Source organism: Nostoc sp. C117, assembly GCF_043099735.1.
GTDB lineage: Bacteria > Cyanobacteriota > Cyanobacteriia > Cyanobacteriales > Nostocaceae > Nostoc.
On record NZ_CP170991.1, the window covers coordinates 5,139,179 to 5,160,065 of the forward strand.

General features: G+C 40.9%; 20 protein-coding genes. 11 read left to right on the forward strand and 9 right to left on the reverse strand.

The window, feature by feature from the left end; genetic code table 11:
* Positions 1–99: 99 nt before the first annotated feature.
* Positions 100–897 (reverse strand): 5'/3'-nucleotidase SurE, encoded by a 798-nt coding sequence (gene surE, locus ACFG4S_RS22155; protein ID WP_392536055.1) that lies wholly within the window; start codon positions 895–897, stop codon positions 100–102.
* Between the two features lie 271 nt (positions 898–1,168).
* On the opposite strand from surE, the gene pheS reads away from it, so the two are divergent.
* The 8 genes from pheS to ACFG4S_RS22195 all read left to right on the forward strand — a co-directional run bounded on the left by pheS (position 1,169) and on the right by ACFG4S_RS22195 (position 5,179).
* Positions 1,169–2,161, forward strand: coding sequence for a phenylalanine--tRNA ligase subunit alpha (gene pheS / locus ACFG4S_RS22160; protein WP_392531154.1), 993 nt, complete (start codon positions 1,169–1,171; stop codon positions 2,159–2,161).
* A gap of 45 nt (positions 2,162–2,206) precedes the next feature.
* A complete protein-coding gene (locus tag ACFG4S_RS22165) occupies positions 2,207–2,422 on the forward strand; it encodes a hypothetical protein (protein WP_392531155.1) in 216 nt (71 codons plus the stop codon).
* Positions 2,419–2,565: a hypothetical protein gene (locus ACFG4S_RS22170; RefSeq protein ID WP_392531156.1), complete on the forward strand. Its 147-nt coding sequence runs from the start codon at positions 2,419–2,421 to the stop codon at positions 2,563–2,565. The genes ACFG4S_RS22165 and ACFG4S_RS22170 overlap by 4 nt, the downstream gene beginning before the upstream one ends.
* A gap of 88 nt (positions 2,566–2,653) precedes the next feature.
* Positions 2,654–2,968 (forward strand): DUF433 domain-containing protein, encoded by a 315-nt coding sequence (locus tag ACFG4S_RS22175; protein ID WP_392531157.1) that lies wholly within the window; start codon positions 2,654–2,656, stop codon positions 2,966–2,968.
* The gene (locus ACFG4S_RS22180) at positions 2,961–3,296 is read left to right on the forward strand and encodes a DUF5615 family PIN-like protein (RefSeq protein WP_392531158.1); all 336 of its coding nucleotides are present in this window, start codon (positions 2,961–2,963) and stop codon (positions 3,294–3,296) included. Before ACFG4S_RS22175 ends, ACFG4S_RS22180 begins: the two co-directional genes overlap by 8 nt.
* A 137-nt stretch (positions 3,297–3,433) precedes the next feature.
* A complete protein-coding gene (locus ACFG4S_RS22185; protein ID WP_392531159.1) occupies positions 3,434–4,009 on the forward strand; it encodes a Uma2 family endonuclease in 576 nt (191 codons plus the stop codon).
* A gap of 37 nt (positions 4,010–4,046) precedes the next feature.
* Complete coding sequence (locus tag ACFG4S_RS22190; protein ID WP_392531160.1) at positions 4,047–4,439, forward strand: hypothetical protein; 393 nt, start codon at positions 4,047–4,049, stop codon at positions 4,437–4,439.
* Positions 4,440–4,561: 122 nt separating this feature from the next.
* On the forward strand, positions 4,562–5,179 hold the full coding sequence (locus ACFG4S_RS22195; protein ID WP_392531161.1) for a hypothetical protein: 618 nt from the start codon (positions 4,562–4,564) through the stop codon (positions 5,177–5,179).
* Positions 5,180–5,318: 139 nt separating this feature from the next.
* Here the strand turns inward: ACFG4S_RS22195 and ACFG4S_RS22200 are convergent, their stop codons facing one another.
* From ACFG4S_RS22200 to ACFG4S_RS22220, 5 genes are all read right to left on the reverse strand, one after another.
* Positions 5,319–6,761 carry a RecQ family ATP-dependent DNA helicase gene (locus tag ACFG4S_RS22200; RefSeq protein WP_392531162.1) on the reverse strand — a complete coding sequence of 481 codons (1,443 nt, stop codon included), beginning with the start codon at positions 6,759–6,761 and terminating at the stop codon, positions 5,319–5,321.
* Between the two features lie 140 nt (positions 6,762–6,901).
* Positions 6,902–7,432: a hypothetical protein gene (locus ACFG4S_RS22205; protein WP_392531163.1), complete on the reverse strand. Its 531-nt coding sequence runs from the start codon at positions 7,430–7,432 to the stop codon at positions 6,902–6,904.
* 84 nt (positions 7,433–7,516) lie between these two features.
* Positions 7,517–8,764, reverse strand: coding sequence for an ISL3 family transposase (locus ACFG4S_RS22210; RefSeq protein ID WP_392531164.1), 1,248 nt, complete (start codon positions 8,762–8,764; stop codon positions 7,517–7,519).
* A gap of 109 nt (positions 8,765–8,873) precedes the next feature.
* Positions 8,874–9,089 (reverse strand): hypothetical protein, encoded by a 216-nt coding sequence (locus ACFG4S_RS22215; protein ID WP_392531165.1) that lies wholly within the window; start codon positions 9,087–9,089, stop codon positions 8,874–8,876.
* A gap of 152 nt (positions 9,090–9,241) precedes the next feature.
* Positions 9,242–9,499, reverse strand: a complete 258-nt coding sequence (locus ACFG4S_RS22220; protein WP_392531166.1) for a type II toxin-antitoxin system ParD family antitoxin — start codon at positions 9,497–9,499, stop codon at positions 9,242–9,244.
* Between the two features lie 217 nt (positions 9,500–9,716).
* Between ACFG4S_RS22220 and ACFG4S_RS22225 the strand changes: the two genes are divergently transcribed.
* The gene (locus tag ACFG4S_RS22225) at positions 9,717–12,173 is read left to right on the forward strand and encodes a HEAT repeat domain-containing protein (RefSeq protein WP_392531167.1); all 2,457 of its coding nucleotides are present in this window, start codon (positions 9,717–9,719) and stop codon (positions 12,171–12,173) included.
* Positions 12,174–12,312: 139 nt separating this feature from the next.
* Here ACFG4S_RS22225 and ACFG4S_RS22230 read toward each other — a convergent pair whose 3' ends face one another.
* The 3 genes from ACFG4S_RS22230 to ACFG4S_RS22240 form a co-directional block, all read right to left on the reverse strand.
* Positions 12,313–17,058, reverse strand: a complete 4,746-nt coding sequence (locus ACFG4S_RS22230; RefSeq protein ID WP_392531168.1) for an NB-ARC domain-containing protein — start codon at positions 17,056–17,058, stop codon at positions 12,313–12,315.
* Between the two features lie 32 nt (positions 17,059–17,090).
* Positions 17,091–17,540 carry a hypothetical protein gene (locus ACFG4S_RS22235; RefSeq protein WP_392531169.1) on the reverse strand — a complete coding sequence of 150 codons (450 nt, stop codon included), beginning with the start codon at positions 17,538–17,540 and terminating at the stop codon, positions 17,091–17,093.
* A gap of 286 nt (positions 17,541–17,826) precedes the next feature.
* Complete coding sequence (locus ACFG4S_RS22240) at positions 17,827–18,222, reverse strand: hypothetical protein (RefSeq protein ID WP_392531170.1); 396 nt, start codon at positions 18,220–18,222, stop codon at positions 17,827–17,829.
* 976 nt (positions 18,223–19,198) lie between these two features.
* On the opposite strand from ACFG4S_RS22240, the gene ACFG4S_RS22245 reads away from it, so the two are divergent.
* The gene (locus tag ACFG4S_RS22245) at positions 19,199–20,104 is read left to right on the forward strand and encodes an amino acid ABC transporter substrate-binding protein (RefSeq protein ID WP_392531171.1); all 906 of its coding nucleotides are present in this window, start codon (positions 19,199–19,201) and stop codon (positions 20,102–20,104) included.
* 53 nt (positions 20,105–20,157) lie between these two features.
* Positions 20,158–20,793, forward strand: a complete 636-nt coding sequence (locus tag ACFG4S_RS22250; RefSeq protein WP_392531172.1) for a type I restriction endonuclease — start codon at positions 20,158–20,160, stop codon at positions 20,791–20,793.
* Positions 20,794–20,887: the final 94 nt, after the last annotated feature.

Here is a 20,887-nt window from a genome sequence, read left to right on the forward strand (position 1 = left end):
TATGTGTATCCGTTATCTCAAAGGTGCCCCTACGTTATAGCCTACATTTTCATGTGATGCATTTGATTAGCCACAATTTTTTCCTGATAAATCAATGATTTAGGGAAAATTAAATTCCCAATCCGATAATTTATCTAATCCAGTTGCATAAGTAAGATTGTATTGTAAGGGAGTAATACTGATGTAGTTTTTACGTACAACTTCCACATCTGTAGGTACATTTTGCGGTAGATTTAATCCGGTTGGGAGTTCTACATCTTCAATTACTTCTCCTGTTAACCAGTAGTACGTTTTTCCACGAGGATCTACTCGTTTATCAAACACATCAATGTAATGCCGTAGGCCTTGACGAGTGAGAGTAACTCCGGCAATTTCTTCCCATTTGACCGCAGGAATATTGACGTTGAGCAACATTAAATCTGGCAGCGGTTTTTGGGCTAACTGGTCTACGAGAACTGTGGCAAACTTAGCAGCAGCTTGAAAGTCTTTAGATGTGTGACTCATTAGACTCAGCGCTACGCTGGGAATGCCTTCAATTAGACCTTCCATTGCCGCAGAAACAGTGCCAGAATACAAAATTTCAGTTCCTAAATTGGCACCTTGATTAATACCAGAGAGAACCAAATCAGGGGGAGTTTCTAGTAAAGCCCACAGCGCCAATTTGACGCAATCTGAAGGCGTACCATCGCAAGCCCAAGCTTTGATAGCCGGATGAAAAACCGACTCAACAATTTCGGCGCGAATTGGTTGGTGCAAAGTTAATCCGTGTCCAGTTGCCGATCGCTCTCGGTCTGGGCAAACTACACTAACATCATGTCCTGCTTCTGCTAAGTAGTTGGCTAGGGTACGAATACCTAAGGCAGAAATGCCGTCATCATTGCTAATTAGTAATTTCATAGGCATTGGGAATTGGGCATTGGGCATTGGATATTATTTGGTCATTAGTCATTAGTCATGTGTAATTTGTCATTTGTCAATGACATTCGTCACAATGATCGGCCAGGGAAAAAATATACTCACTTGCCCAATGGCATCTAAACTGGGAGAAGAATGCTAATTCTGATTTTTGCCTTTGGTTAATGAATGACATCTTAAGTAGAATTATTTTGTAACTAGTCCATAGCTTTGGACTATAGACTAATGACTATAGATTAATGACTAATAACTAATGACTAGCAATTTAGAAGCTCAACTTTTAGCATTGCGGCAAGAAGGAGAAAAAGCGATCGCTGCCGCTAATACCCTAGAACGTCTCGAAGAACTCAGAGTTAATTATCTGGGGAAAAAAGGGCAGCTAGGGGCACTGTTGCGAAGTATGGGGCAAATGAGTGCAGAGGAACGACCAAAAATTGGAGCGATCGCCAATACAGTCAAAGAATCCCTGCAAACTAGTCTAGACCAGCAACGTGCTGCCCTCGAAGCCGCGCAAATTCAGCTACAGCTAGAGGCGGAAACTCTCGATGTGACGATGCCGGGAATTTACAGTCCCCAAGGTCGCATTCATCCCCTCAACGGCATTATCGACCGGGCGCTGGATATCTTTGTTGGTATGGGCTATACCGTGGCTCAAGGACCAGAAATGGAAACAGATTACTATAATTTCGAGGCTCTTAATACCCCGCCTGACCACCCTGCGCGTGATATGCAGGATACCTTTTATCTGCCAGATGGTAATCTCCTCCGCACTCATACTTCGTCAGTGCAAATTCGCTACATGGAAAGAGAAGAACCACCGATTCGGGTTGTGGCTCCAGGGCGAGTTTATCGGCGAGATAATGTAGATGCCACTCACTCAGCTGTTTTCCATCAAATCGAACTTTTAGCGATCGATGAAGGATTAACTTTTACAGACCTCAAAGGGACAATTAAAGTATTTTTACAAGCAATATTTGGCGATTTACCTATTCGTTTCCGCGCCAGTTATTTCCCCTTTACTGAACCTTCTGCGGAAGTTGATTTGCAGTGGAATGGTCGCTGGCTGGAGGTGATGGGCTGCGGTATGGTCGATCCAAATGTACTTAAATCTGTGGGTTATGACCCAGAAATTTATACTGGGTTTGCTGCCGGTTTCGGCGTAGAACGCTTTGCGATGGTATTACATCAAATCGATGATATTCGTCGTTTGTATGCTAGCGATTTGAGGTTTTTGCAACAATTTTAGGACTTATGTAATAGTTATGTACTGCTAGCAAGGTAACAATAAATAATGACCTCAACTTCCAGGTTAGATCGAGTTCTAGAAAGTATCGAAAACTTATCGGTAGATGAACAAGAAACATTAATTGATCTGATAATTCATCGGTTGGCAGAACGGCGGCGTTCTGAAATTGCTGCTAATATCGCTCAAGCACAAGTAGAATATCAGACGGGTAAAGTGTTCCGTGCAACTCTTACTCAAATCATGGATGAGTTACGCAAGTGATAACTGTAGTTCTGGCATCATCATTTCAACGAGCATTTAAGCGATTAGTACGACGACAGCCAGAACTACAAGAGCGAATTCAAGGGCGGTTAGTAATGCTAACCGCCGCTCCATCTTTCATTTACTTTAGATTGAAAACTTGAATGCGATCGCTCTATTGGTAGCGAGAGTTGCTGTTTTGGTAGAATCATAAAAGTGAATCAAAATTAGATCCTTGGATAAAAGCCAATTATGGAAGTCGCCCTAAATCAGCATATTGAAATTACTCCAGGAGTGCGGAGCGGTAAACCACGCATTGCAGGAACGAGAATTACAATAGCAGATGTGGCTATTATGTATCTCCGAATGGGACAGTCTTTAGAAGAAATTGCTGGTAAATATCAGTTGTCGTTGGCATCGGTTCATGCGGCGATCGCATTTTACTACGACAATCGCCAAGAAATTGACCAGCGCATTGCCCAAGCAGAAGCCTTTGTTGAAGCCGCTCGCCTCAACACTCCTTCGCTATTGAAGGAAAAGCTTGATGCGATGAGAAACTATGCCTGAACGCATTCGGTTTCACCTGGATGAGAATGTTGATCCTGATATTGCTTTAGCACTGAGACGATCTGGTATTGACGTGACCACTTCACAAGAGGCGAATCTATTGGCAGTAAGCGATACGATTCAGTTGGACTTCGCTAGAACAGAGTCCCGCGTACTCGTGACACACGATGATGATTTTCTGATTCTCAACAGTCAAGGAATCGACCACATCGGCATTGTTTACTGTCAAAAGGATGCAAAGCCAATTGGCTACATCATTCGGATGCTCATTCTGCTCTATGAAGTTGCTGCACCTGAAGAATTGAGAAGGAGAGTAGAATACCTGTGAAAGAAGAAAAGTAATAACACAGAAATAGATTTAGCTGAGAACAAATAGCAAAAACTGTGGGTTCCTTAGTTTCAGAAATCAAGGAGACTATACCAGATTCAAGTAAACTATCAATACGCAACTTTGCTTTACGCAGTATGACCGCAATCACTGGGAAACGTTTAACACTTGAGGAATATTTGCAGTATGACGATCGCACCGATAGCCAGTATGAACTGGTGGCAGGTGAGTTAATTGCAATGCCACCCGAAAGTCCAAAAAATGTCCAGATATCTCTATTTTTGCTGGTCAATTTCCTCAAATTTGTCCCGTTTAATCGGTTGAGTAACAAAGCTGAAATTGTTGTTGCTGGTTCTCGCGCAACAACTCGCATTCCTGACTTAGTTGTGCTGACGGATGAACTTGTAACAGCCTTAGAAGGCGCAACACGATCTACAATCACTCTCGATATGCCACCTCCAGCATTAGTTGTCGAAGTTGTTTCTCCTGGCAAAGCTAACGAAGATCGGGACTATCGCTACAAACGTTCTGAGTATGCTGCAAGGGGAATCGCTGAATATTGGATTGTCGATCCACAAAGAAATGCAGTTACTGTACTGATATTAGTTGACGGTTTTTATGAAGAAACCAGATTTGTCGGAAATAGTGCGATCGCTTCTACTATTTTCCCAGAATTACAGCTAACTGTAGAGCAAGTACTCAACGCGGGATAAAGCAATATCTCAAATATAAGGTTATTAGCGAAACCAAATGAAGTATGATGCAAGTATGATAACGGTGATAAATATCCCTCAGTTAGAGCAGCTAGAAGATGGAAAGTGCTGCCGAACATACCTTTATCGCTTTACGAATCCATTACCTGAACAAAACGTTATTGACCAAATGGCAAATAGTTTAGAGAAGAGATTCACCTTTTCAAAGGAATTATATGAGATTCCTGAAGATGTTGAAATTTGTGCATCTATTTTCATGAAGCGTTTACAAGATGACGAAGCCAGAATTTCTGTTTTGACAGATCAACCGGAAGAAGATTGCGTTTATATCTTTGGGATATACACTCTGCCACGCAAAATTGAGGAAAGGTTTGGAATTGTAGAGTCGATTCAGGGCGAACAGCGAGAGATTTGGATTAGAGTTAAATAATGAGCGAGGCTGTTGCAATTACAAGAGTATTTTAATTTTCTCTTACAAAAATAAAAGTCTGAGCATCAGAGTGCTTAAAACTGTAAGTGTGACTGTGGTCAAAACTACGGAAAGTAAGATGTATGGAGCTTGAGTATTACAAACAATATTTACATTGTAAAACACTTGGTTTTCGCACCCAAGCCAGACAACACCTTCAGCAGTTTATTACTTCATTTACTTCATTTACCGAAAAAGAATTGTGGACTCACGAGTTTCTAGAAAATCAACAATGCGAATATGAATATGGAATTCGCTATGAGCTTTATGAACAGGTTGTGTTTCCTGTTCTTCTTAGTGGTTATCAAAAGCGCGATCCTTGGTCAGTTTTGTGGCTTGCTCGTACAGCCAACAATTTTTACAAAGTAAAGCATCTCCACAAGCAGATTGACTTTAAAACCGACTATGGGTTACTCAAGGAGTGTTACTTGCTCGATCCCAGCAATAATGAAGTACAAAAAGACTTACTAAGTGTTCAGATTAGATGGCTTCAGTATTGTATTCATGAATATCCAACTGGAATACTATATGGATCGGTAAATGGGGCAACAATAGACGAATGCGAAGAGATTCTTTCAGAAGTTGAGTTTGCTAGAAAACTTGATGTTGAAAAAAATCAAGAGAAATTCTTCAATGGGGTTCAGTCAAAAGTCCTTGAATACATCGTTAGACCTCGGGCTAATAAATATCAAGATGGTTAGTGACTTTCTCTAACCACCTTTTTATTTTTGAGACTTAATTTTATTTAACTATTCCTGAATGACCGGGAATATTTGCCAAAAGTTCAAATTTACCACCTAAATATTTGGCGAGAAACTCTTGGGCGATCGCAATATCAGTTTAACGGCAATTATCACAATGTCCGCAACGCCAGTTAGCTGCTTCTTTATCAAAACCAAAGGCATTTAACAAAAACTGCCAACGACACTGCTTTGTAGTCAGATATTGATACATTTGTTTGGCGGCGTGTAATTGCGTTGCTGGCTGATTTTTCGCTTTTTCGTCAATTCTGTAATGAAAAGGGTCAAGCCAGTTTAACTGACCGTTGCTGTGAAGTAAAGCTAAGGCTGTAGCACCTTCGGGAAATTGTCGAGTTACTGCATTCACTTCTCCCTGTTTTGGTAATTTTTTCACAAGTTGCTGCGCTATTTGTTGTTGCGATCGCATTTGTTCTTGAAAAAATTGCTGTCTTTGCTTATCCTCTGGATCTAACCACCCTGTAGGTTCACTCACCAGTGTCAATGCTTCTGCCGGTTTTCCATCTCTTCCAGCGCGGCCTATTTCTTGCACATATTCAGATAGCAGATGTGGCGCATGAAAATGTATTACCCAGCGAACATCAGATTTATTAATCCCCATGCCAAACGCACAGGTACACACCACAAATGGTATTTTACCACTTAACCAGCTTGCTTCCACTACCCGGCGTTCTGTTGCACCCAATCCCGCATGATAGCTAGCTGTCGCATAACCCATGTCTGCTAACCATTGGGCTAAATCTTCGCTATCTCGCCTGGTGCGAACATAAACTAATCCCGATTGTTGCGGTCTATTTTGAATAAATTTTAATAATTGTTGTTTTCTACCTCGTGGTGTCCAAGCTATGCGAACGCTGGGATGCAAATTCGGACGGTAGGGATTTAGACGGAAAATCTCTGGTTGGTGTAATTGTAAAACTGTTTGAATAATCTTTTGGGCTAACGGGTCAGCAGTAGCAGTAAAAGCAGCGATACTGATTTTTGTTCCTGGTGGTTTTGACTTTAGTAATGCAGGACGTACCGCCCCTAATCTGCGATAAGCTGGGCGAAAAGTATCACCCCACTGCACCAAACAATGAGCTTCATCTAAAATCAAACCATTAATTTGTAATTCCGGGTGACATAATCTTTCCCACACTGGCGGACTCAATAAAGTTTCTGGTGATAAATACAGTAATCTTAGCTGTTGACGTTCCAAAGATTGCAGAGTTGCACGACGTTGAGATGAAGATAATTCACTATGCAAAAGTGCTGCTTTTTGGTGGCTTTGTCGTAGTTCCTGGACTTGATTTTCCATCAACGCCACTAAAGGCGAAACTACCAAAGTTAATCCTGTTTGAAGAAGTGCGGGAAGTTGAAAACAAATTGACTTTCCGCCACCTGTGGGCATAATAATCAGCGCATCTTTTTGTCTCAATAAACTGCTAACAATTTCTCCCTGTGGTGGACGAAAATCTTCATAACCCCAAATTTGTTTGAAAGCAGCACGAACTTCTTGCCAAGATTTTGTTGTAGGCTGATTCATAATCAGTAACTATATTGCACCCATATCCTTGAATGCTGAATATAGCTTCTGTTATCCAGCAAATGGTTCAGTAATTTCATCATTTTAACTGAACTGTATTGAGGTAGAAAGCGGGTTTCTCCTGCCTACTGAACTATTTATTAAATCTCCAATGATAATCCTGGATTAAAGTAATTATTTGGCTCATCTGGATAACCACGTGGATTACAAATAACGCGAGTCAAACCGATTTGATAATCTAATTGATTGTGAATGTGGCCATGAATCCATAATAATGCTCCAGACTCCTCAACTAAAGTATCAAGATTTGAAGCATAAGCAGCACTTAAAATATCTTCTTGATATTGAAAAGGTATAGACTTTGCACTAGGAGCATGATGACTGATAATTACATTTTTACCAGACAAGCCAGATAATGTATTTTTTAACCAATTAACTGATTTTTTACAAATTAGGGCCGTGTCAATAGTTCTTAACTTTGAGTATTGAGGACTTAATCTAATTTTCTTGTAATCGTTCATGGCTTGACTAGCTTCTACACCTGCCATACGTGGTTCACCAAAGAGTTTAAAATCAGTCCATAAGGTACAACCTAAAAAATTTACACCCTCAATGGTAACTAAATCATTCTCTAGAACATTAACATTAGTTCCTAATGAATAATCTTTCAACTTCTCAACAAGCCTTGGATAAGCACTCCCATAGTATTCATGATTACCTAATACATATGGTTCTTCAGTACATAATATGCTTAACTAATAGGTTAAATGCCAATTTAACAAGCATCTAACTCGGAAATTATCAAAGTTTCTAAATCCATAGCCGGAACGTTTAATTAGCTTAAGTTTGTTATTAATGCCTTCCACAACACCACTAGTTGTCCCATTATCAAAGTAAGCAATAATCTCATCAAACCAACGGATAATAGTATTGTTACTCTTGGGAAAATATTTTTTAGCTTTTGCTAACCACATCCCGAGTTTAAAAACTCCCGGATACCAGTTATCTGTCTTATTGAAAATCTTTCTAATTTTTTCTTTTAATTCATGCATTTCTTTGAGAATAGGAGATAAATTTTTCACTTCATAAAGTTTGTTTATCTGCTCTTCATTTAAGTCTGACTCATTTTTCAATAAAACGTATTTACTATTTTTTAGTCCCGACAATACTTTTTCGTACTTAGATTTTTTTGATAATGATTGCGCTTTTTTAACTAATTCTTCTAGATTCCGCTTCTCTTGTTTTCTTTGTGTATCTAGTTCTTTATTGATTTGTGTCATCACATGAAATCTATCTGCTACTACTTGAGCATTGGGCATTAATTCTGTTACTACATTTTTGTAACCTACCCACAAATCTATACTCACTTCCTCAATTCGTGCTAAAACCTCAGTTCCCCACTCTATAAGGGTTTTCTTTACTACCTCTTGTGTGCGCCCACTTAACAAAGTTATTAATTTAGATGTATCTAAATCTATTAATACTGCACAGTAATTACCCTTGCCTTTAACTAGAGCTATTTCATCAATTCCAAGCCTTTTTATAAAATCAGGTTTGTTATCAGATAATTTTTCTGAGGCATCTTTTAACATTCTTTCTATTTCTTCTGTTGTCACTATCCCTTTATTTGCTACACTATGGATATCATTTTCTACAACATCTTGTATTATCTTGTCTGCTAGCCGTTTTGTATAAGTTCTTTTCTTACTTACAAAATCTAGCTTTTCACTAAACGGTTTTTCACATTTTTCACATTTGAATTGTCTCCTATTTATTTCTAAAAATACTGGCTTTTCTCCAAAAGGTAAGTCTTTAACAACGTATCGATGATTTTGATGTAATCTATGGCTTTTTGTACCACAGCGAGGACAATTACTGTATGATTTTGTTGATTCAGTTTGTAAAATCATTCCTATCCCCTCATGAATCCGATGAGATATAACTTTCACATCTTTTAAATCAAGAAGCGCTGTTAGGATTTTAATATTTTGTTTCCTATTCATGACTGTAAATACACAAAAAAATATTTCTCTTGTAATTACAGCTAACAACAAATATGCTTTATAAGTCAATTAGGTCAAAGTTTTTTCTCAATAGCTGATACGATTATTTTTATTTATTAAGCTTTTTGGCTAACAATTTAGCATAACAAGTGCTGAAGAACCATACATATATTACTGGTTTATTGGGAATGTTTTGAATTGCCCATTTAATTCCTCTTTCTCTTAAATCAATATCTCCAGCTAAAACAACAAGATCCGCATTTATCTCAGGAGTATTAAAGGGTTTAAATTCAAGATGCAAATCACTTAATATGTGAATTTTCATGCTAATTCCATCATTGAAGCATTTGGAAATACTAACTATATGTAGTTAAATTATATTATACTTATATCGTCTTTGTGTTGTACTAAGTTAGTTTTATTCTAGGAATAAAGATTCTAAATCTCGAATTGCTGCATCTGAAAATGAATAATTACTCATTCAGAGGACTCCTCAGCAATTAAACGAATTTTTTCTTGTAATCTGGCAAATACAACTTCGCCGTCAGTTACTTGTCCCTTAGAAATTTGTTCAGTTACTACAGAAATTTTTTGCCTTAATTCTTCAAGTCGCTGCTCTCTTGCTTGTAACAGTTTAAAGGCTTCATTGATGACATTATCTGCATTAGAAAATCTACCACTTGTAAGCTGTGCCTGAATAAATTGCTCTAGTTCTGGTTTAATTTGGATGTACATATTTTCTAGCTTTATAGAATTAATATTTTTATCTAGATTCTAACAGCATTGACAGAACGAGAGAAAATCATGTTAACCAAGCTTGAACAAAGCGGGGCAAACCAGCGCGTAGGCGTAGCCTGTCGTAGACATCGCCAACTGACATTGACAGTTAGATTACAATCTAGGTATAGTTTCTCTGACTGGAGTTATTCATCGGGTGGTTCAATCCGATTCAATGACAAAGCATACCAGACAAGTATTACTGACTGCGCTCAAGGTGGTGGTCTTATGCCTGACACTATTCCTACTATGCACAAGCAATAGTTGGGCGCAAATCACTACTGACAGCAAAATTGCTCCCCTGATTGAGAAGCTAATAGATAACGATGCCCGTATCAGTAGCATTGCAGTCGATGCATTAATTAATATCGGTTCGCCAGCAGTGCCATCTCTGATTGAGGCTTTGAAAAATCAGGATACTAATCTTCGTTGGCACGCCGCTTGGGTTTTAGGAGATTTGGGTGCAGAGGCAGCACCAGCCGTTTCTGCCTTAAGTACGGCATTGCAGGATGAGGATGGACAAGTCCGCCTGTACGCCACCTTAGCTTTAGGAAATATTGGTACAGCAGCTAAAGCAGCAGTTCCTTCGTTGATGGCAGCATTACAAGACAAGGAGGAATATGTTCGGATTTATGTTCCTTCTGCACTACGAAAAATTGGTGTGGAAGCGAAAGTCGCTGTGCCAGTCCTAACTGCTGCCTTAAAAGATCAGAATCCCACAGTACGTTACAATGCTGCTTACGCTTTGAGTGCAATGGGTACTGAAGCAGTATCATCTGTGCCTAATTTAATTGCTCTGTTGAACGATAAGCAATCTTATGTGCGTTTAGGTGCTATCAAAGGTTTGGCAGGAATCGCCGCAGGTTTTCAAGACAAAGCAAATGCTTTACCTACCTCGAAATTGCAGAAAATCATCTCAGATTTTGAGCAGGTATTGAAAACTATCCAAGAATCGAAAGATAAATTCACAGAGACGGACAGTAAGCTGATAAGTCGCCCGCTGAATGCCCTAAAAGCAGAAAAAGAAACTCGTCTCTTTGATACATTTCTGGAATCACTATTTCAGCATAAATTGCTGTTGGGAATTGCCGCATACATTATCTTATTGCCTTCTGTATGGTTAATTCTCTTGCGGGTAGCTCCTTTATGGTTGTTGAAAATTAACAACGCCCTCAAACCCTACACAGACTTTTCCCTACCATTTGTTAGTGTCAATGTACCTCTGCGATATGTGCTATTCGTTGGCTGGTTTCATTACCATCCCAGAGTTTTAGATGCCTGGGTAACTAAATATATCAAAGCAGCCCGCGAACAATTTCCCAAAAAGGATACAGTTAGTAATCGCGCCTGTTACATTCCCATTCCGGTTGTTTTGGATGGTACAACAGTTCCTCAACTGATGAGTGAGAATTTGCGCTCAACTTTCGACAAACAACGTAGTTGTCTAGTGATTGGCGGCGAAGGGGGTATAGGTAAAACCAGTTTAGCGTGTCAAATAGCTGGTTGGGCAATGGCTGAGGCTGAAGAACAAAGACTCTGCAAGCATTTGATGTTACCTGTGCTATTAGAAGAAGAGTTTCGGGTTACTGAAGGTAAGTCGCCGCTTTTAGAAGCCATCAGAGGACAGTTGCAAGCTTTAATTGATGAGCCAGAACCGATTTGTCAAGAGTTACTATTACGTTTGTTAAGAAAGAAACGCATTCTAGTGATTGTAGACCGATTCTCAGAAATGAATGCCACTACACGAGAAGCTATTGAGCCGGAGTCGCCAGAGTTTCCGGTGAATGCGTTGGTGATTACTTCTCGAATTGAGGAAAAGCTGGGGCGGGTTAATAAGACGATAATTAAACCCTTGCGGATTGAGGCGAATAAACTATCGTCCTTTATGGAAGCTTATCTCATGCAGCGAGGTAAACGCGATCGCTTTACCGATCGAGAATTTTTTGACGCTTGTAACCGCCTGTCTCTGATGGTAGGTCAAAATAATATCACTGTTCTGCTAGCGAAACTTTATGCAGAACAGTTAATCGCCAGTAAAGAGGTTGCATCGAATATTTTGGCATTGCCAGAGAATATCCCGAATTTGATGCTGGGTTATATCAATGAACTGAATCGTGATGTTACAGACGAGCAATTTGATGACCGCACCGTTCATCAAATTGCCAAAGCCATCGCCTGGGAATGTTTGCAGCAAAACTATCAACCAGGAACCGCCAAGCGTGCAGATGCTATTGTTGCATTAGCAGATTTGGGTATTGATGACCCAGAAACCGACCTCGATTATTTGGAAAAGCGTCTGCACCTGATTCAAACTATTGGTTCTGCTAAAGATAGAATTCGTTTTTGTCTTGACCCTTTAGCGGAGTATCTTGCAGGTTGGTATTTAATCGAATTGTATGGCAATAACGATGGTAAATGGCGATCGCATTTTTTCAAAAGAGCAGATGATTTAGTCAAAACAGGCTCACAAGATGCCATCAAAGGCTTGTTGTTGGCGGTGCGAGATTGCTATTTATCTGAGGTTCAAGGTAGCAAAGAAACGGACTTTGTACCCCAGAAGTTGGGTAAACTGGCTGGGTTTACACCTTCTGTTAATACATCAGCTACTACTGTGCAAACATTAACACCATGAGCGATCGCATTGATGTAAGCATAGCTAAATTCCTCTTTCTGGGTAGTGATGTATATTCAACTGAAATTTATTGTTTATTCTTTATAGCAATTTTCATTTGAATGGGTACTGGGTAACGGCATTATAAATCCCTATTAAATTACCGCCACCATCGCGCCACATCCACAATTGCACGGGCAACTTCTGCCGTTGCTGCTTCACCACCTAATGCAAAGATAACTGGAAACAACTCTTTGATATTTGGCAGTAAGATAGGGCGAGTGCGAAGGGATAGCTGATGAAGGGTATCTCGCCAGAGGGGGAAAAGTTTCACAGATGGTATTTGTGAAAAACCGGAAGCTAAGGCACTCAGAAAATTCGCGCGATACTGCTCAGACTGAATTGCCCTAGCAGCAGTGAGTGCTTCTGGCAACAATTCTGCTGGTAGATTCTGGGCTAATGCACTCAGGACATCAGCGCGATAAGGCTCAGATTCAATCGCCATAGCAGCGGTGAGTGCTTCTGGTAACAACTCTGGTGGTAGATTCTGGGCTAATTCACTCAGTAAATTGGCGCGAGACATCTCAGACTGAATCGCCTTAGCGGCGGTGAGTGTTTCTGGCAACAACTCTGGTAGATTCTGGGCTAATCCATTCAGAGCATAGGCGCGATACTGCTCATCCTGAATTGCCATAGCGGTGGTGAGTGTTTCTGGCAACAACTCTGGTAATTTCTCGGCTAATCCATTCAGAGCATAGGCGCGATAATACTCCTCCTGAATCGCCCTAGCGGCGGTGAGTGCTTCTGGCAACAACTCTGGTGGTAGATTCTCGGCTAATGCACTCAGGACATCGGCGCGATACTGTTCAAACTGAATCGCGATAGCGGCAGTGAGTGCTTCTGGTAACAACTCTGGTGGTAGTTTTTCGGCTAATGCTCTGAGGGCTTCGGCGCGAGACCTCTCATCGTGAATCGCTATAGCGACGGTGAGTGCTTCTGGTAATAACTCTGGTAGTTGAAGGGCTAATGCTCTCAGGAGTGGGGCGCGAAATGGCTCATACTGAATCGCCCTCGCAGCAAAGAGTGCTTCTGGCAACAACTCTGGTGGTAGATTCTGGGCTAACGCACTCAGGGCATAGGCGCGATACTGCTCATCGTGAATCGCCATAGCAGCAGTGAGTGCTTCTGGTAATAACTCTGGTAGTTGAAGGGCTAATGCACTCAGGGCTTTGGCTCGATATTGCTCATCCTGAATCGCCCTAGCGGCGGTGAGTGCTTCTGGCAACAATTCTGCTGGCAGATTCTGGGCTAATCCACTCAGAGCATCGGCGCGAGAATACTCCTCCTGAATCGCCATAGCGGCGGTGAGTGCTTCTGGCAACAACTCTGGTAGTTTCTTGGCTAATGCACTCAGAGCATCGGCGCGATACTGCTCAGACTGAATGGCCCTAGCGACGGAGAGTGCTTCTGGCAACAACTCTGGTGGTAGATTCTGGATTAATGTACTCAGAAAATTCGCTCGATATAGCTCAGACTGGATGGCCTTCGCAGCAAAGAGTGCTTCTGGCAACAACTCTGGTAGTTTCTCGGCTAATGCACTCAGAGTATCGGCGCGATCGCTCTCATCCTGAATAGCCCTAGCGACGGAGAGTGCTTCTGGCAACAATTCTGCTGGTAGATTCTGGGTTAATGCACTCAGAAAATTGGCGCGATACCGCTCAGACTGAATGGCCTTGGCAGCAAAGAGTGCTTCTGGCAACAACTCTGGTGGCAGTTTCAGAGCTAATGCACTCAGAGCATCGGCGCGAGAATACTCCGCCTGAATTGCCCTAGCGGCAAAGAGTGCTTCTGGTAACAATTCTGGTGGTAGATTCTGGGCTAATGCACTCAGGACATTGGCGCGATACTGCTCAGACTGAATCGCCACAGCGGCGGTGAGTGCTTCTGGCAACAACTCTGGTGGCAGTTTCAGAGCTAATGCACTCAGAGCATCGGCACGATACTGCTCATCTGGAATCGCCATAGCGGCGGTGAGTGCTTCTGGCAACAACTCTGGTAGTTTCTCGGCTAACACATTTAGGACATTGGCGTGATACCACTCATCCTGAATCCTTCTAGCAGCGGTGAGTGCTTCTGGCAACAACTCTGGTGGTAGTTTAAGGGCTAATGCACTGAGGGCTTGGGATCGAGAAAACTCCTCTTGAATCGCTATAGCGGCGGTGAGTGCTTCTGGCAACAACTCTGGTAGTTTTTCGGACAACACATTTAGCACATAGGCGCGAGACTCCTCAGACTGAATTGTCCTAGCGGCGGTGAGTGCTTCTGGTAATAACTCTGGTAGTTTAAGGGCTAATGCACTCAGGGTTTGGGCGCGAGACCCCTCAGACTGAATCGTCTTAGCGGCAAAGAATGCTTCTGATAACAACTCTGGTGGTAGTTGAAGGGCTAATGCTCTGAGGGCATAGGCGCGATTGTCCTCATTCTGAATAGCCCTAGCGACGGTGAGTGCTTCTGGTAACAACTCTGGTAGTTGAAGGGCTAATACTCCAAGGGCTTCGACGCGATCGCTCTCATCCTGAATAGCCCTAACGGCGGTAAGTGCTTCTGGTAATAACTCTGGTAGTTTAAGGGCTAATGCACTCAGGACTTGGGCGCGATACTGCTCATGCTGAATCGCTTTAGCATAGGTGAGTGCTTCTGTCAACAATTCTGGTGGTAGTTTCTCGGCTAATGCTCTGAGAACATTGGCGCGATAATACTCCTCCTGAATGGCCATAGCGGCGGTGAGTACTTCTGGCAACAACTCTGGTGGTAGTTTAAGGGCTAATGCACTCAGGGCATCGGCGCGAGACTTCTCATAGTCAATCGCCTTCGCAGCAAAGAGTGCTTCTGTCAACAATTCTGGTGGTAGTTTAAGGGCTAATGCACTCAGGGCATTAGCGCGATACTCCTCATCCTGAATTGCCCTAGCGGCGGTGAGTGCTTCTGAAAGTGCTAGTTTTTCTAAATTTAGTGGCAAATAGTTGACTAACTCGGCAACAGCTTCTACTTTCTGGCTTGGTTCTGGTTTTTGCAGGGCGTAAGCTAGTCCTTGTTCAGGAGTCCAGATATTGTTTTTGACTAACGCCACCAGCAAAACTGCTGGTAAATTAGCTGCCAAACTATTTAGCGAAGCCGTAATCAAAGCATAGCGACACTGTAAACCTACCACTCGATCCAGTGTTGATTCAGTCCAATTCGCTTCTGCTAATTGCCAAGCACGAGAAATATCTGTGATGTAACCCCCTGTTTGTCCCACTTTCTCCCGCGCTTCATGCCAGCCATTGTTTCCTGTTACCGACTCCTCCCGCAATAAGGAGTGAATTTCTTCTATCCGTTCAGCCTTTTCTAAATGCCAAACTAAATTTTGATGAATGTAACCATCATTAAATAGGGTATGCCAAAGGTTTTTTTCAGTCTTTCCCCGATACCGTTCTAGCAGTTGGCTGTGAGCATCGAGTAAATTAAACCCCATTCCCATAGGCACAGATTTAATTAATCGATCGCGAGCTACATCATGCAATAAATCGTGTATTTTGTAGCCTTTCCACTCAACACCCCCGACAAATACAGGTGAATCAGACTGAAGTAAGGCATCATTCCAAAGTAGCTCTAAACGCTCATCAGCTTCGTCTTGGGATTCCATATCCCATAATGTAACTGCCATTGGTGCGGCTATTGTTACATCTTCTGGCAAAACTCCCAACCAAATAAAATTTTCCCAAGCTTGTTCGTCATAGTCCCGCAAAGCTTTCAGGCTCAAATTAAAAGTTGCTTCTAAAGAGTTTTCTTGACGCGCCCCGTATAAGACTTTTAAGTTTGCAACCTCTTGTTTCAAAGCCGCTTCCAACTTCACCCATGTAATTCCCCATTTAACTCTCGCTGCTACCAAATTCAGTGCAATGGGTAAATATCCCACAGTCTCGGCTACTCTCAAAGCCTCTTGTTTTTCTACTTCTTCTATTTCTCGTTCTAAAGACTTAGAAAGTAATTCCAGAGATTCTGCCGGCGTCATCAAATTCAATTGTTGCAAATAAGCACCAACACTATCAGCCACATCAGCCCGCCGCGAAGTGATTAATAGCTGGGATTGGGAACTTGCTACCAGAAATGATTTAACTTTATCTGGTTCCCAAGCATCATCAACTACCAGTAAAACTGCCTTATCATGTAGTAAACTTCGTAAATGGGCTGAGGTTGCTTCTATATTAATGGCACGGAATTCATAGTCTCCCAATGCTTGCACCCAGCTACTCAGCAGCGCGAGAATATCTGGTTCCTGTCCCAAAGTTGCCCAAAGCACACCACCAGAGAAACGTTTTTGGATATCTTCATCATGGGCAAGGGCAGTAACTAAAGTTGTCTTGCCAATGCCACCTAAACCGTGAATTGCACTGATGAGCAAAGCACCAGTATTAGATGTATTTGCCAGTAGACGAGCTTTAATTTCTATAGTAACTTGGGGGCGATCGACAAAATTGGCAGGTAAACTCGGTGCTTGAAAAGGTCTGTCAATTGGGCGACGATAATTAATAGTGAGGCTACCTTCTACCCGACCTACAATAATATTGTTGTTGCCTTCAACGTTTTGAACAACATTTTCGTTACCTGAAATTGTTTGTTTAAACTGAGATTTAATATGGGGATTTAAACTGGTTACAGAAGTTTCATTATTTTCTCTGTTACCTAAAATTGGTTTTTCAGCCTGAGACGGAATTTGTCTATCTAAATTAGTTTGAGCAACTTCATCTCTAAGTGGATGTCGCCGATGCTTTAATCTCCGACGATTCCCTCTCAAAAAGCCAGCTAACTTAGACAGAAAAAGTCTTATCCGCTTCCATAACTTTCTCAGGCTTCTTTTCTGCACAGTTTTAACTTCCTATTATTCTGGTTTTCTGGTTAATTGATACTTGCACCACCTTCCACTTTTGCAATTACCTTATTACCATCACCCGCAAAGTTCTGCGCTACGTTGTCATTGCCAGATATTGTTTGATTAAAGGTATTCACAACCTTAGAGATTACCTCGGAATCTTCCTGCATCAAACGGGCAATCTCATCAGCCAAATTTTTATCTTCATCGAGAAATTTCTTGAGTTGCTGCTGGAGTGTTTCTTTCGCTTCTAGATCATCAGGAGAGGTAGCCAAATCTTCTGCTGCCCCTTTCGCCGTTTTCTTTGTCTCTACCTTTGCTTGCAGCTTACTCCACAAAGCTTTGGCTTTTTCCCAGGCGTTAGCGCCAAACCCTTCACCAAGTTTCTTACCAGCTTCTTCGGCTGCTTTCTCTCCTGCTTTGAGTAAGTAAGGTAAAAAAGGAGTCAAGAAAGTGGTTAAAGTTATTATATCCATTTGCTTACTCTAATTCTGTATCAACACCTGATAATAAGCTGTCAAATAAGCGCTGAAACTCAGGGTAATCACTTAATGTAATAATTTTTTATGGCGATGCCTGCGGTGGCAAGCTACGCATCGCTTGTGAGAAATGCGGGTACAGCGTATTTCAGGTAAATTAATTACACGGGTAGGGGCACAACATGTTGTGCCCCTATGATTATCTGTACCTTACGCCTGTTGCAATCTGCTGTATATTTATCTGTGGTTAACTATTTTTTTCTGTAGCTTACCCATGCGAGAACTAGGCAGATTTCTTATTTTCATCTGATGTCTGCCGTGCATTACTTTTCAAGCGACTCAACCTGCTTTTGCGTATACGTTCGCTGTCACGAACGCCACCTGCTACTTCATATTCGCTGCTGTCTGTGCCATACTTGAAACCAACTCCCTTCAGCATCTTATCTGAAAGTTTACTTAGCTTTTTTTCCATTTCATCGATTTTAGTTTTAGTGGAGTCAACCACAGCTAAAGCATTGTTATAAGTATCAAGCATAGTGCGAAACTCCTCAATTGATTGAGTCAGATTTTCTAAATCGCAGCTATTACCAAAATCCATGTTTGAATCAATTGCTTTGAATCCAGATGTTCTCAATTCAGCTTTTTCTAGAATCCGCGATGTCCGCTTTGTACGAGGCATAAATGTACTCCTTGAAGAGATTTCTAGAACTAGCTTGCCTCAATTCAGCTGTATTCCATATCAGAAAAGCTCGCAAATCATTATATTTTTTCTAAGAATATTTGTAGGCACTTCGAGTGGTTTTGCTGAAGTCAAGAACTAGATGCTGATTTTTATAGAGATAATATATTTGAACTTCATACAAGCTTCAGTTTCTTCACCATAGCTTTAATGTTAGTGACTAATGTCGTAATGTTGGTGACTAATCTTGTAATGTTGGTGACTAATTTTGTAATGTTAGCGACTAATATCGTAATGTTGGTGACTAATATCGTAATGTTGGTGACTGATGTCGTAATGTTTAGTGACTAATGTCGTAATGTTAGTGACTAATGTCGTAATGTTAGTGACTAATGTCGTAATGTTTGGTAACTAATATCGTAATGTTGGTGACTAATGTCGTAATTTTTTGGCAGTTGGTTGAGTAATAATCATTTGCTTTGGTAATTAATTCCTAATATAGCAATCCTAAATCATTCCTGAAAAGTTAGATTCCCGATTTCTTAAACAAGTCGGGAATCTGGGCACAGATAATTTTCACAAATCACAGAGGATTGCTATATTCTTTAGAGGATGTTTTAAAAGTCTTCTGGTTGGCAGCAAAACGTTTTAGATCCCCCTAAATCCCCCTTAAAAAGGGTGACTTTGATTCCGGTTCCCCCTTTTTTAAGGGAGTTTAGGGAGGATCGACAAGTCCCTAAAATCATAGCTAACTACTTTTCAAACATCCTCGTAGCTTTGTACAAATTCACGATATTCTCATAACTAATTATGCAGACATGATATCATTCCCAAGTGTATCTTTTATTTTATGGAAGTACCTGATGTAAAGAATAGTTACTAGAGAACCTGCTATATACTCAATAGTGGTAACTTCTTGAGTTTGATATATAAATCAGATTTGATTTTTCAAAAAAACTAGCTACTTTTAAAGTTTATGTATAAAAAGATTGCTATTCCTATTTTAAGCCTCATATTTGCAACGCTCATGCCTAATGTGGTAGCTGCTGAGACTGTGATGCAAAAAATAGCCAGAACAGGTGTATTAACAGCCGGTACTAGTAGAGATGCACTACCTTTTGCCTATGTGGATAGTCAACGAAAGTTAAATGGCTATTCTGTAGATATGTTGACTCTGATTAAAGAGCAATTAGAAAAAGATCTAGGGAAAAAAATTAAACTGCAATTAGTTGGCCTTAGCCCCTCTGAACGGATTCCTAAAATAGTTAATCAACAAGTTGATATTGTGTGTGATGCTAGTAGTTTTACTTGGGAACGAGATAAAAAAGTAGACTTTTCTGTTAGCTATGGTGCGACTGGAACCCAATTATTAGTTAAGAAAGGAAGTGATCTAGGTTCGGCTGAATCCCTTATTAGTAAAAAAATTGGTGTACTGGCGGGAACTACAAATGAACAGGCGATCGCTCGCGTACAACCCCAAGCAAAGCTGGTGTATTTTAAAACTAGAGCAGAAGGATACACAGCTTTGCAAAAAGGTACTATTGATGCTTTCTCATCCGATAGCATTATTTTAGAGGGATGGCTACAACAGCAAAAAAATTCAGATGCTTTTGCGATCGTACCCGATCGCCCCTATTCACGAGAAGGTATCGCTTGCATGGTGCCAGAAAATAACTCGAAATTCTTGGATACAGTCAATTATTCGCTGGTCAAATTCATGCAAGGATTCGTCAATGGTAATCAGCGATATGTCGCTATTTTTGACCGTTGGTTTGGATCTCAAGGTGCTGTAGCCCTCAATCGAGATTTACGTGATTTGGTAGTGGAAACTATGCAATTAGTCATAGAATTTCGTGAGGAAATTCCCAAAAGTGAGCTGTAATATCATGCCCGGCTGAATTATCCTGATATTAGGCAAGTAGTGTAAATTTAATAATGACCACAAGCATAGCCATTGCAGAAAAAATTACTACCCTTCGCCAAGTTGAGGAAAAACTGGGGTTAAGACTAAGTGGTGATAGTCAATTTTTTACCGAGTGGATGGCAGATTTACCATCATTAAGTGAAGCAGAACAAATAAGATTAGAGCAAGTTCGACAAAACTATCTGTATCAAATCTCAGATGGAAGTCTTTTAGAAGAAACTATCAAAATGGTCGTGCTGTCTCCAATACTTGAACTTGCGGGTTTTTATCAAGCACCCTACAGATTTAAAACAGAGGTATCTGTTGAGATTGAAGCACAAGGAGATAATGATGAGTTGTTACGTGGAAGAATCGATGTTTTAGTTTTACAAGGTAAATTATGGATTGTCCTAATTGAGTCAAAAAAGACGACTTTTGATTTAGAATTAGCGATTCCCCAGACATTAGCTTATATGGCGATTCATCCCAATCCAGAACAACCTCTGTATGGCATGATAACCAATGGTAGCAGCTATTTGTTTGTCAAAACCTTGGGTAAACAGTATGGTATTTCCGATCTATTTGCAACGCGATCGCAATATCCTAACAATTTATCTGGAGTTTTAAGAATCCTCAAGCATTTAGGTAGAATTATTATAGAATCTTAAGTTACTGACAGCACTGTTACATTCCGTAAAGACTAAACCACGTCTATCTTGAAACCTGTAGTTCAACTCTTTTGAAAAAGATTTGCCCTCATCC